Origin of the sequence: Paenalcaligenes suwonensis, assembly GCF_011290505.1 — a bacterium.
Lineage (GTDB): Bacteria > Pseudomonadota > Gammaproteobacteria > Burkholderiales > Burkholderiaceae_B > Paenalcaligenes > Paenalcaligenes suwonensis.
Map to the genome: position 1 here is coordinate 1 of NZ_JAANPV010000014.1, position 13,296 is coordinate 13,296.

The following is a 13,296-nucleotide window of genomic DNA, read 5'->3' on the forward strand; positions in this document are numbered from 1 at the left end:
TGAATCGACCAGACTTTTATAGATACTTCGTTGCCTCAGAAAAATATTGCTGTTCGTAGTGTACAGGTGAAAGATTCGCGGCATGACTATGTCGGCGAACCGGATTGTAGAACATCTCGATATAGTCGAAGATATCCTGACGAGCTAAGTTTCTTGTGTTGTAGATTTTACGTTTGATACGTTCTCGTTTCAGTAACTGGAAGAAGCTTTCGGCCACAGCATTGTCGTGGCAATTTCCTCGTCTGCTCATGCTCGGTTGCAAGTTATGTGCTGCAAGAAAAGCCGCCCATTCATGGCTTGTAAACTGACTGCCTTGATCAGAGTGCACCATGACGCTTTGTTTGGGTTTACGACGCCACACTGCCGCTAGCAGTGCTTGCAAGACCAAGTCTTTGCCCATACGTGAGTCCATTGACCACCCGACGACTTGCGAGAAAACAAGTCAACTACAACGGCTAAATACAACCAGCCTTCATGAGTGCGGATATAGGTAATGTCTGTCACCCAAACTTTATTTGGAGTAGGTACATCAACTGCCTATCCAAGGCATTGGTTACCACGTTATGCGTAACGCCTACATGACAACCAGGCCGACGACGATACCCAACCTGCGCGTGCCAGCCCTGAGCACGCATCAGCCGTGCCACGCGATGGCGACTACAGCTCTCTCCTAAAGCCCGTAAATCATGGTGTACCTTGCGGTATCCATAAACTCGCCCACTCTCAAGCCAAGAGGGCTTCAGTAGTGCTAGCAAGCGTTGGTCCTCGTAATATCGTTGGCTATGGGGGTTACGCAGCCAAGCATAGTAACCACTCACATGAACGCCCAGAACTTGGCAGAGCCGCAGTACTGCGTAGCAGGTCGAAAGCTGCTGGATAAACGCGTACTTTAGCCGGACTCCTTGCAAAGTACGCGGCGGCCTTTTTTAGAATATCTCGCTCTTCGGTTAGGCGTTTGACCTCGAGGCGAAGTTGACGCAGTTCAGCTGCATCAGCCAATTCCTGCTGACGCTGCTCGACAGGCTTGGCATAGCGCTTGAGCCAAACATAGATGCTGTGCGTTGAGACTCCCAGACGTTGCGCAACATCAGCCACCGACCTCTTGTATTCGGTCACTTGTTTGATGGCTTCTAGCTTGAATTCTTCGGTGAATCGTACATGACTCATAATCTTCTCCTCTGTGAGTATTATGAGGCTAAAGAGTATCTACTAAACCCTGGTCGATTCAAGCTAAGATAAGAGTATGTATCAGGTGGCAGAGTGACGCCGAGTAACGGTCCAAGTTCATCTCATTCATCTATGAGTAGGTATGAAAAGAGGTTTCTCTTTTTATAAAAACCACCTCAAGTCACCCCGATGGGGTGGCAAAATCGTCTGTGTAAGCCATTGAAGTTGAAGTGTTAACGACTCTGGCAAGATGCGCTGGACACGGGTTTAATTTCTACCGGCCGATGCCACTATGTTGATTGATTAAAGCAGAAAGCGAATTCTCGTTATTTTTGCTTTTGCGGAGTGCACCTATAATTGCGGAGCAAAAAAATGGCCTACAGCAATGTAGGCCATTTTGTATCTAGGTGGCTCATCCCTGATTCGAAAAGGGTACATGCGGATTATGATCCCGCTACATTCCGAGTTAATACAGTTGCTTGAGAAGGTATGTTCAGCACCAGAATAAAGCGTACTGGATATTAGACACTGTCTAATATTTGACGTTTTTCGCACATAAAAAAATGGCCTGCATTTCTGCAAGCCATTAATTTATTGGAAGTATATGGTGGGCCCAGCTGGACTTGAACCAGCGACCAACGGATTATGAGTCACGCACACCATAAGTAGATGTAATTTAATAGCCTTTTAAATCAACCGTTTACAGCGCCAGCCAGCTAATAAATGGTAGCAGATATACGTCTTTTAGTGTCTATTGATATCTACTATGGGCACATTTTGGACACACCATCATTTAGCGCAGCTTTTCTTGGCAAACAAGAAGCTGACGCGTCACTAGCTCGATGCCTTTTCGTAGGGCGTAATAATCTTGTCGAGCATCTTTATTAAGTTCGGCGGTGGCTCCATTACCCATGCTGGTACTGGTGCTGGTGTCGGACAGTCTACCGGAGTTGGTTGCAGGGCAGGTTGCGTTGACGCGCAGCCCGTGAGCCCCATTGCCAACCAGAACGCGCAGCCGGTCATTCTCATATTCCGCATTTCTTAATTCCCCCCATAATTGAGCTTCGTACAAAGAGAACTCGGCTTGCTTAGTATCTGCCGCAGCCTGCCTTTGTTTCTGTTGATTAAGTGCTTCGGTTGCCAGAACAGTCATGACTCGATCATGTGCACTTTGCTGCTCTGCGAGTTGTGACGAGTACCTCCATCCCTGAACTTGCCAAATAAGCAGGCCAGAGAGTAGGGCAGTAGCAGCACCTGTGATTACCGTAGGCCGGATAGACATATCTGCATCTCCGCTTGCCTGCGTCGCTCAAGGCCGCGCAGCTTCTTACCACCAGCGTATGACCATCGAGGTAGTTCACGGCAGGCACCAACCAGATCACCAGCCTTTAGCTTACGTACGAGAGTGGAGCCGCCATAAGCACCAGCTCCCACGTTGTAGACAAAACTGGCCAATGCAACACGTACGCCATCCGGCAACTGCCTAGGCGTCGAGCCATCAACCACAGACAGGGCTTTACGCACCTCTTGCTCTGTTAGCGCGTCGCACCGTTCTGGTGTGGCCACGTCTCCCATCTTTACGCCATGTGTGTAGCCTTCGCAGATCGTTGGAATACCAACCGGATCAACATAGGCCACAAGCGAGCGCCCCTCCCAAGCCGCAACTAGACCCACTGCAGCGGCAATAACTCCACCACCAATCTTAGTTTTTAGATCCACGCTTCCACTCCTTAAATCTATTCCAGCGACCTTGTACGCAAATTGAAATGCGGACTATGGAACGGTGGACCTCTGGTAGCTTTGCGATAATCAAGCACAACACGTAGATCACCCACAACACAGGCAATAGCGCGCTAAATGCGGCAAGCCACCAAGCAAGGACCCCGCCCCCCGTGGTAATGGCGAAATTAACTCCATCGCTATTCATTCTTAAATTCCTTTGGGGCATAGCGGCCTCCATTAGGCATCCACTCTCAGTGGGATTTCACACACAAGGTTTATGATCGAGTCTTTTGAGTATGTTGAGTTTGTGAATACAATTTCCCCAGATATGTTGATCTGCATCGTTGCGGGGTTTTGAAACCAAGACCCAGAGGCGGTGTTGTACGCAGCACAAGCAAATGATTGTGGCGAGCTTGGTCGGAACCCTGCGGGTAGTACGCCGAGCCTGCTTCTTGTTGAGGAGTTGCATCTTGCGTTGATCGTGAGTAGCGCAGTATTTGCTGACGTTTTTCTAACGCTTGGTGTACTACCTAACTCTCCTGTTACGCCGCTTTCCAAAGTTATGCGTACCTCTTCGCCAGACTCCCCAATGGGATGGGCATACGATTTCGAGGCTGAGTACCCCTCAAAGACCCATGGATTTGTACTTCCCACTGCCTCTTTGTTGTACTGAACAACCGTGTACTTGGATGACCCGTTTGTATATACGTTTGGCTGAGTTCGTCCTGCGCTAGAGCCAACAAAAACAAAGTCGACATCTAGACCAACAGACGCATATCCCTGAATGGTTCCACGTGATGCTGGGTCACTATTACCAACGGTGTTGCTACGTATCTTCGTATTCTTGCAGCCTTTGTGGTAGTTGTTGCCGTCATTCATATCTCCAAGCTGGATGTCAGCCAGTTCGTTTAGCTCGAAGTATGTATTGATATCCGCTTCACCAAAGTTCCAGAGTTCCATACCCACACGACAACGCTGGAACGCGCCACCGATAATGTTCATCCGGTGCCCATATTTGAGCTTGCGCTTGTTTACGATTAAGCCTGTATCGCAGTAGTTTGCCCAGCAGTTAATCAGCACGTTCTGTTCTGGATGAACAAACTCTATGCCCGTAAAGCACTGCTCAGCCCATACATCGATCAGAGTGTGGCCATACCCCTCAAGATACAATCCTGTTTTGCATCGCCGGAACTCAACTTTCTGAATAGTGTAATAGGGGATATTTACCAGGTGAGGCAGATCATCGCCACATGAAATTCCACCAACTACGGCATTAGCTCCTCGATGCCCATCTCCGTCACCATGAATTGTCATATCAGAGAAAGTGACTCGTCCTGGCCATTGATCGGATCCGTCCCCCGTGTACTCATGCTCAAATGCGCTAGTACCTGCTTGGCCTTTGTAATAGATATTGGTTCTACGTATGCCGCGACCAGAAAATGAGTTTTTAGATGTGTATTTAACTGGTGACTTAAGCGTATAACCGCCTTCAGGGGTGTCAACTGCCAAGTTTGTTAAGGCAGCAGCTTGAAAAGCCGGGTGCCAGTCCCAACTCGAAAAATCAAGAAGGTTGGGACGGTCTGAGATCAGGTGCTGAAACTCCCAGACATTAACGCGTGTTGCGTTAAGTGTTTGTGTGAGGTTGTTGGATTTAAACTTTGGCAGAGTATCTCTTTTCCAAGCGATCATATTTGTACCGCCATCAGGATCGGAGGCATCAGCTAAGCGCTCAACGACAAATTGTCCTGACCCATCTACGGAAAGATTTGCTAGGTACTCTAAAAGGGTTTTTTTATTGATCGCATCTAGAGCTAAAACGGGATCTCCTACATCTTGGATTCGATTTCCGTTAGCACGGTAAGCACCTGAACCGTCAATATCCGCAGCACCAAGTAGCAGAGCGCGATTGATTGAGCCGGGAGTTAGACCTAGTACGCCACCCAACATCTGGCAGATCATGGTCAGCTTGTCTAAAGCTTGTTCGTGAGCTCGTTCAGGAAACGGGTCGTTACGCTGGTAGGCTGTTTCTTGCGTGATCGGTACGACGCGCTCAATGCTGATAGTGTCACCAGCGGGCAGGGTAGTCGTGGTCGTAATAGTGCCGCCTGCCTGATTGCCTACACCAGACACGCTATAGTCAACGCCAAGTTCTAGAATGGATGACTTATCGTTATGTTGGCGTGCTACCTGTAAATGGGCGGCATTGAGAAACCGGAAGGGCACAGGGAATGATACCGATGTGCCGTCAGTGGTGTACTGGATGCGGGATTGTTCTGAAGGTACAGTCATGGCTGGCAAACTCTCTGGGATAATGCCAGTCATGATCTATGCGCGCGCGCGTACTTTAGTGCGAAATTAACTATTGAGGTGGAATGAGAAAGCTCAGTGCTGGTTCGGCAGACCGTTAAACCAGAGGTCTGCTGTTAGTGTGTGATATATAAGAAAAAGCTCCGTCAGACTGTTATCTGCGGAGCTTTTCCGTTTTACGGATGCGGGTCTTTAGGGGAGGACTATGGGGATCTTGCGTCTAGCACTCTGGCTATTGCGGCTACTCTTACTGCTTCCAACCGATCTCGATGCAACTCACTTGATCTGGCTTGAGCCATACCAAAAGGAATGCCAAGACTAAGGAGGGATTGCATTGCAACTCTTTCATGTTCATTTGCTTCTTCACCGCATTTTGAGACTGCTGCATCTACAATATCTCTTGGTTGAAAATCACCTTTAATGTATCTGTCGACGTGCCAAGCCACGCAAGAAGCATACATTGCATAGGCCGCGTTCGTAGCCTCAATTCCTTCTCTCATGTTCGGTGGAGCTTGAGAGCTTTGTGCTTGGGCCCCACTAAAAAAAAGCATACAGAGCAGCGCCGCATATATGTACTTTTTCATAATCTCAGTTACTTGGTTTCAGGATTAGATTAGTATACATAGCTATCTCCCGAAAGCCCTCCCAAGATTAGGCGCTCTCAGCCTGCGCCCATCTGGTGAAGCAAAGTAATCCTGCTTGAATTCCTTACGTGCGCGGCGCTCCATGCGTCGCAGATAACCAGGCGATGCCATTTCCTGCAACTGGTTGAAGATCATCCGATCAGTTGCGGCCTTTGTGTACCAGAGGTTAGCGAATGGCACCTTGCCTTTAAGGAACCGCACAGCACGCGCGCCTGCGTCTGTTTCTTTGCCGTCCGCTGCTTTCTGTACGCTACCCATAGTGAGTTTTAAGAAGTCGTCAGCATCTCCAAGTATGGGGCCACCAAGCACACTGGCGATTGATGAGCCGTATTGTGTTTGATCTGAGAAAAGGAAGTCAGCATACAGGCCGAGCGCGCCGCCTTTGAGGAATGCTTTCCCCAAAAACTTGAGCTCAGTCATATCTAGCGGGTCACGACCAGAAGCCACCTCATTGACTTGTACCGCTAGGCCACCAAACACAGAAGTTAGAGTAACCAAACTAGCGATGTAGGAGGCTTTCCCAATGCCTTTCGCTTGGCCCATTGCACGGCTTCCGTGTCGCATCATGATAGCGATCGGGAAGCTCTTGAACTGCATTGCAGATCGGTATAGCTCGGTTGGCAAGCTGCCGCGCTCTTTACCAAACCTTCCATAGATTGCCACTCGCTCTCTGGCTGTTGGTGTCTCAATCACGGCCATGCTGGTTTCAGCATTAACGAATGCCATCATACGAGTAGCGGCTTGGTCGCGTAGGACCTGAGTAGATATACCTGCTTGGTCTGCAATTGGCTTTAAGGCTGCATCAGGTATTTTGTAGATGCTCTGTGCAGTCAGTACGGTATCGCCCATGCCGCGCCAGTCTTCGGGCTGAGCGAGTTTCCACACAGAAAAGTCAGCGTCAGTAATACCGTATTCTTTGGCGCGCTCAGCGAGTTTACGGAATTGCCCTGTTTTAGCATCGGCCATGCTACCTAGTGTTCGTGACATTTCACCTAGGCTGTCCATCATTACTGATGAGTAGGCTTGTTGGCCGGCGCGTGACAGGGCGTTCAAGCCTGAAAACTTCATCAAACCTGCTGCGGCACCCTGAGCATAGCGGGATATACGGCCAGACATATGCGCATCTTGCTGCAGGCCGTCCACACCCCACCGGTTCATGGATCCAATAAACTGTTGAATGCCAAGCCCAGCACGTAAAGCTGTGCGCCTATCGGTTGAGCTGGCAGGGTTAAGGCTACGCAGCTCGTTCATGTACAGGCGCGTGATCGGAATCCCGTTATAGATAGAGGTCATCGTTTGCGTACCTATATCTGAGATGGCTGTTAGAGCAGCGGATCCAAGCCTGCTTGCTACGTTTAGTGCTCGGTAGGTATCAAAAGTAGATGCCATCGCATCCGACACGGCAAGGCTACGCGCACCGGAGATCTCGTTGTAGAGAGTTTCTAGCTTGGTGGCTTGGTTGTCGATTTTATTGGCCAATAACGGATCTCGCTCGGTCATGTTCTTTTTAGCAAAATCAATCCAGTAACGCATCATATTATTGGGGTTAGGGCCTAATGCCTCTACCAGAGCAATATCACGTGCCATCATGTCTATGTGGTTAAGCATACTTTGCAGCATAGGTGTTTCGCTGTATTTCTGCTGCGCTTCAATATAGGACTCAGCATCTTTAAAGTGGATCTGGCGTTCAGCGCTGCCACGGTTGCCTCGCATACCGTTACCCGTTGCTTTACCTGGCTCAATCTTGTTGGCGCCATTGGTGGCAATGGTGCTCCATGACTCCTGTAGAAACTCTATAAGTTGTGCATCGTCCATCATCGAACCGTTAGGGTTCGTGTAGCGTTGGCGGTCAATCCAGCCTAGATAATCCTGAACCCACTGATCTCTACCTGCCTTTGCCGCTAAGTGCTGGCTGTGAGATTGCGGCATCCCCCAATCCTCAAGTCTGCCTATGTTGCCGCCGGCGCGGTTGAATCGCTGCCGTAGAAGCTCTGCTGTTTCAGCGTATTGCTTAGCACCAGTTTTAGCTACAGGGTTGCCAGAGTCGCCTCCGCGTAACTCCGTCACAAGATCAAGCACGCCTTGCTTGTTCGTAAAGACTCCCAGTAAGCCACCTTTTGTGGCATCTATCGCCTCTAGGACGGAACCCAATGCATCATCACGGATAGCATTGGCCATGCTTTCTATGGAGATGGTGCCGCTCTTACCGTCGCTATGAAACGCGAGCATTCTGTTTAGGGCATCCATCTCAGTGTGGGACGAATTCGTGAGGTAACTCTGAACAGCATCATGTCGTAGAGCGGTCAATGCTACGCGCCTTCTTTTTAGCGCGGCATCAGCCTCAACGTCACGTGCGGCGCGATCAGCTGCCGCCATGAACCGCTCGCCCTCAGTCATGGCACGCCACTTTGAGCGATCCTCCATTGCTAGTCGTCGCATAGCTTGGGTGATACGGCCTTCAATGTTTTCAGCTTCTGCTTGTGTAATTCTTCGGCCAATAGCCTGAGACACTGCATCTATACATTCTGCGCGCATTAGGCACCTCTTGTTAGTGCGCACACCACGGCAGCATTGAAAGCTTTTGGTGTGCTGTATTGAAGTTCTGCATCTGCATCGGCAAGCGCCTGACGCAGTGATACGTTAACTACCTCACCGCCTTCCATTTCAATGGGTACGATGATGTCGCCTTTTTCATCTAACAAGGCCAGACCAGCATTAGTTTCTGGATCGTCTATTGCGTTGAGCGGGCGAGGGGATTCGGTGACAGGTCTACTGTCTAGCGTTGGTTGTGCTTCTGGTTGGGTGCGTGCTGGTGCCCTAGTTGTTGGCGCGGGTTGCGCGTTGGCTCTAGCCTGTATCGCAGCAGGCGAAGCACCGCTAGGCATGCCGGAGTCCATAGGTAGGTAATTGGGCTCAGACGAGCCCATATCGTTTAAAGCGTTGCGTACTGCTGCAATAATAGGTTGTTCAATGATTGGTGGCGTATCTATAGATGCACGGTTTTCACGTAGGACTGCGGCCTGTTCGTCTATCTTGGCTAATCGTTGCGCTGTTTCGTTGGCTTGCTTGTTGTCTCGGAGCATGCCCTCTAAGCGTTCAATGCGTGAATCCAACTCGGCAACCTCTGTCCCGCGTTGACGTTTGGCCGTACTGAGCGCTTCTTTGTAGCTAGTACGTGGCGTCGATGCTTGGATCTCTTTAGCAAGCGTTCGAGGATCGCTATCAGCAATGGCGGTGCGCTGCTGTTGAAGTGTGCCCAGCTCGTCACGCACGGTTGTGATTTGCCTAAGTTCTGCCTCGTTGCCGGCTCCAGCGATAAGCCTTGCACGCTCTGTCTCTAAGTTGAGAAGTTCAGTATCAATAGCTCTAGCTGCATTAGCCTGCTCTGTAGAGATGGTAGGTGTACGTGTGACGCCAGTGTATGTCTCTGGTGTGTGCGGTAGGGGAGAGGGATCAGCTCGTTGTGCTGAGCTATCACGGCCTAGCCATTCACGTACGCGGCGTAGATAGGCCTGTGTTTCTGCTGCCTTTGGTTGACGTCCTGCCAGCACTTCTTTGGCTTGCCGTGGTCCCCCGTTGTAATCAGCGATAACTGCATCAACATGACCACCATACTGACGCATAGTGTCTCGTAAGTAACGACCAGCAGCATCAATCATCTGCACGGGGTCGGATGGATCAGCAACGCCGTATTTGCGCAGGTTCTCAGGCATGAACTGCATCACGCCTCGCGCACCAACAGGGCTTACTTGGTTACTGTTACTACGTTCGCCTGCATTTTTGAGCGCATTAAGCAGGCCAGCAGGCAAACCATACTGTTGCTCTACCTGTGCTGCATACTCATTAAGTTCTGGCGCATCAAAGCGCAGGTTGGTTCGCTGCTCAAGAGGCAGGGCTGTGATGCGGGCGCTAGGCGTGTAACGATCAGCAGGGGAGAAATCCATAAGGTACTCAGCCCTTGCAGCCTCCGATGCTTCTAGTGATCGTGGGCGTGATACGAACGCGCCATCGGTAATGCCTGTTTGGGATACGTTAACCGGTTCACCGCTAAGCAGTTGCCGGGTTGCTGCATCAAGCGATTTACTGTGTGCTGCGGCTGTGCTTGGGTCTGAGGGGATGCCAGGCGCTGTGTCGATAGCTGTGTGCTTTGCATCGCGCGCTACTAGTGAGGCATCTATTGCCGCTTGTTCGGCTGCATTTGGCAGGCCTGATCTGGCACCTATGGCACCAAAGGCTGCGCCTAGTATTGCCTCTGCGGTAACAGAAGCAGCATCAAGCGGAGCGTACTGTTGTGCCATTGCTGTGTAGCCACCGGATTCTAGCAACTCTTGAGTGGCACCACGTTGTGCGGCACCTAATGCAACGTTGCTTGCTGCGCCATAGGTTACGTTTGCTCCATAGTAAGCGCCTCGGCTCATCCCTGCGCCTGCTATATTGAACGGGGTCGCCAATGCTTTGGCGCCTATGGCTGCTGGCATCATGACACCACCGCCAATGGTAAGTGCATCAATAAAACCAATGTTTGCAGCGGTACCAGCATCAACTCCTTTGCTGGTCATGTCTTGGAATGTTGCTCGACCAGAGGCGGCGCCAGTGGTAGCAGCGCCAGCAAACATGGCAGATCCTGCGGCACCACCTGTGACAATATTGGCTGCTGCACCAACACCCACCTGAGTCATCACGCGGGACACATCGAACATCACTTGACCAACCATGCCGGTAGTTAAAGGGTCAGGTTTATATTGCTGCGCCCATGTATCAGCTTGCCCCCGTATAGATGTAAAGGGGTTCCATGGCGTGATGCCTGTAGTGCTTTCTATAGCATTCAGTACTGGCTGGTATGCAGTTTCTGCGGCACCGGCAATCAACCCTTCTACCTGAGCGACACCAGTTACTACACCTTGAGGAATGGCTGATAGTGCGCCGGACATAACACCCGGCTCTGACTGGTTGATGATTTGTTCTGGTGTTCTTGCTGTGGCGCGTAATGCCTGTAGCCGTTTTTGATTTATGGTGTTCATGAGCGCTTACCCCCATACATTCTCTCTTGATCAGCATGCAGTTGTTCTGCATAACTGGTCGCAGCCTCTTGGCTTCTGAACTTCCCTAGGTGCCTGCCTGTTTTGCGGTATAGTTCGATAGCCTCATCCTCGGAAAGGGCTTTTCCCTCATCAGAGATTGTTGGGATTAAAACCTCTACACCATCTTCTTCAATAGATATCGACCGCACAGTGCTGACGCTGCCATCTTGGTTGTGCACCACAGGCCTAGTATTTAGATCAATATTTCCTGGTTCGATGATGCTATTTGGTGTATTGCTGATCTGGGAGGGAATGAAATCTGAGATAGATTGCCCAAACGAGTCCCTGCCCATATCTGCATCAGGCGACATATGGATCAAGATTAGATCGCCAGTGTTTGGGTCCATTAGAGGCTGACTACCCAGTGTGGCAGCGTAAGCACCAGAGCCGATGGGAATAAGGCCGATACTGCCAATAGACTGCCCAAGCTGCTCACCAAGATTACGTTGTTGAATTTCTCGGGTAAGAGCTGAGTTTGCTCGCGATGTGAATGTGTCCGAATCCATCCCCCATGGTGCAAGCACACGGCCTTGATCATTGAAATCAACAGGATCACCAAGTACAGCGGTTATCGCTTGCTCTAGTCTGTCAGTATCAATGTCGGGTGATAAACTGCCGTCCTGTGCCGCGCGTCCAACGTAATAGGATTTTACTGCGTAGGCGTCCTGCATGAACTCAACTGCGGAGCTGTCGCCACCAACCAAGCCTCTGTATAGATCGCCCACCTTATCCTCTATTGCTTGCACAAACTCAGTGTCTTTCGGTACTGGATAGTTGATTGTTCCGGATTTGCCGCCGGCACGTAGTATTTCATCGCCATGAATGGCGGTAGCTGCAGCATCACCAGCAGATTGCACTACGTCAGAACTAAACCAGTAATCAGTTAGCTTGGCTTGTTCATAGCTACTGGCAAGCTGTCCCATGCGTGCCATGAAAGGATTGATGCTTTCCACCTGTTCAGTAATGCCTTGGAATGTGTCTTGGTCACCAGCAGCCCAATATAGGGCTCCAAGCATCTCACGCTTCTGTCGTGCGTTACCTTCTTTAAAGGCGTTTTCTATTGCTTGGGTCTCGGAGTCCAGGAGCGGACGCATTTGCACTAACCCTGCTGGGTTGTTTTCCTGCATGCCACGTATTAGGTCTGCTCGATCACGAAGAGCCTGGCCAACAGAAGAAACACCATCCTGTGTACCTAGTGATGCAAGATCTAGAGGCTCAATAGGCTGTGCAGCACGTTGTTCTACCCACGACAGGGGCGAGTCTTGAAGTAGCTTGGTGTTGGCCTCTATGGCATTCTGGATTCGGTTCAGGTTCGCTATGTCAGTGGTGTTGCCGCCTGTGTTTTGCAGTTGCTGACTGCGTTGCAGTAAGTACGCTTGCTGATCAGGGATAGGCATCCGCAGCACATCTTGCACTTCCTGCTGACCTTTTAGTAGGTCACGGTAGGATTGTTCGTACTCGGTTCCTGAAACCATGCCGGCCCAGCGCAGCATGTCGTCAGTAGTAGCGGGGATGCCGGTTGCTATCTGGCGATCAATTTCACCAATGGCACGCACCGCACGCGCATCGGCTTTATCTTGTTCTGCCCGTGCGCGGTTATCAATGCGGTCTGCTTGTGTTTGTGCGCGTGTACGGAGCTGCTGGATTTTGTCGGCATCAAGACGGTGTATCCAATTAAAGCCTGCCGTAGCCTCGCCGCGTGCGGCTGCTTCCATCGCAGTCACTGCGCCGTGTGGGTCGCGGTCAATCATGGCGGTACCAGCGGCATATGCCATGGTGGACTCTGCTTCGCCGGTGAGTTTTGTTTTAACAGCGCCCGGAAGAGAGGATGAGTTCAGTGTTGCTAGATGTCTGGCTCGAAGCTCGTCATAAAGCAATGGGTCAAGTGCGATAGAACGAGCATCAGCCTCTCGCCCAGACGTGTACTGCGACTCCGTATGAAGACGCATTTGTGCAGACTCGAAGGGCAGAGCTTGGGAGACGAGATATACGCGCCGACGATCCATGTCGGCCTCATAGAAACGACGCGCTTCTGCGGGTGCATTCTCTAAAGCTTGTGCCGCGTACTCATCATATTCTTTGAGTAAGCGCGGTGTGAATTCTGGAGCACCAGGCTCAGCCGTTAGTTTTAGCTCTTCTAGTCGAGTCATCCACTTGATTTGGTCCGTAGAGCTAGCTTTAGAGGCCCACGCGATGGCCTCTTCTTTTTGTTGGCGCTCTACAGCTTGACCAATCTGCCCAACCGCTTGCCCCATACCTGCTACAGCTCTACCGGTTGCGTCATCAACGCTAACCATCGGAGTGCGAGCCACAGGCATGTTGGGTGTGGAGATGCGTTGCTGTCCAAGAGGGATAGGAATACGTGTTGCCATGTT

At 50.7% G+C, this 13,296-nt stretch carries 8 protein-coding genes and 1 pseudogene; all 9 read right to left on the reverse strand.

What is annotated here, in order from left to right:
* Window positions 1-16: 16 nt before the first annotated feature.
* Window positions 17-504: pseudogene (locus GY634_RS17470) on the reverse strand (IS3 family transposase).
* Window positions 501-818 (reverse strand): IS3 family transposase, encoded by a 318-nt coding sequence (locus GY634_RS17475; protein ID WP_423227309.1) that lies wholly within the window; start codon window positions 816-818, stop codon window positions 501-503. The pseudogene GY634_RS17470 and the gene GY634_RS17475 overlap by 4 nt, the downstream one beginning before the upstream one ends.
* A complete protein-coding gene (locus GY634_RS17480; RefSeq protein WP_423227310.1) occupies window positions 790-1,167 on the reverse strand; it encodes a transposase in 378 nt (125 codons plus the stop codon). Before GY634_RS17480 ends, GY634_RS17475 begins: the two co-directional genes overlap by 29 nt.
* 793 nt (window positions 1,168-1,960) lie before the next feature.
* Window positions 1,961-2,449 (reverse strand): lysis system i-spanin subunit Rz, encoded by a 489-nt coding sequence (locus GY634_RS16505; protein WP_166409823.1) that lies wholly within the window; start codon window positions 2,447-2,449, stop codon window positions 1,961-1,963.
* Window positions 2,428-2,886 (reverse strand): lysozyme, encoded by a 459-nt coding sequence (locus GY634_RS16510; protein ID WP_166409824.1) that lies wholly within the window; start codon window positions 2,884-2,886, stop codon window positions 2,428-2,430. Before GY634_RS16510 ends, GY634_RS16505 begins: the two co-directional genes overlap by 22 nt.
* Window positions 2,887-3,126: 240 nt before the next feature.
* Window positions 3,127-5,211 (reverse strand): hypothetical protein, encoded by a 2,085-nt coding sequence (locus GY634_RS16515; protein ID WP_166409825.1) that lies wholly within the window; start codon window positions 5,209-5,211, stop codon window positions 3,127-3,129.
* 611 nt (window positions 5,212-5,822) lie between these two features.
* Window positions 5,823-8,375: a hypothetical protein gene (locus tag GY634_RS16520; RefSeq protein WP_166409826.1), complete on the reverse strand. Its 2,553-nt coding sequence runs from the start codon at window positions 8,373-8,375 to the stop codon at window positions 5,823-5,825.
* On the reverse strand, window positions 8,375-10,861 hold the full coding sequence (locus tag GY634_RS16525; protein ID WP_166409827.1) for a lytic transglycosylase domain-containing protein: 2,487 nt from the start codon (window positions 10,859-10,861) through the stop codon (window positions 8,375-8,377). Before GY634_RS16525 ends, GY634_RS16520 begins: the two co-directional genes overlap by 1 nt.
* Complete coding sequence (locus tag GY634_RS16530; protein WP_166409828.1) at window positions 10,858-13,293, reverse strand: hypothetical protein; 2,436 nt, start codon at window positions 13,291-13,293, stop codon at window positions 10,858-10,860. Before GY634_RS16530 ends, GY634_RS16525 begins: the two co-directional genes overlap by 4 nt.
* Window positions 13,294-13,296 lie beyond the last annotated feature (3 nt).

Bases quoted from the DNA above. Each gene is read 5' to 3' on its own strand.
- GY634_RS16515 (WP_166409825.1), bottom strand. From the start codon at position 5,211: ATGACTGGCATTATCCCAGAGAGTTTGCCAGCCATGACTGTACCTTCA.
- GY634_RS16505 (WP_166409823.1), bottom strand. From the start codon at position 2,449: ATGTCTATCCGGCCTACGGTAATCACAGGTGCTGCTACTGCCCTACTC.
- GY634_RS16525 (WP_166409827.1), bottom strand. From the start codon at position 10,861: ATGAACACCATAAATCAAAAACGGCTACAGGCATTACGCGCCACAGCA.
- GY634_RS17480 (WP_423227310.1), bottom strand. From the start codon at position 1,167: ATGAGTCATGTACGATTCACCGAAGAATTCAAGCTAGAAGCCATCAAA.
- GY634_RS16520 (WP_166409826.1), bottom strand. From the start codon at position 8,375: ATGCGCGCAGAATGTATAGATGCAGTGTCTCAGGCTATTGGCCGAAGA.
- GY634_RS16530 (WP_166409828.1), bottom strand. From the start codon at position 13,293: ATGGCAACACGTATTCCTATCCCTCTTGGACAGCAACGCATCTCCACA.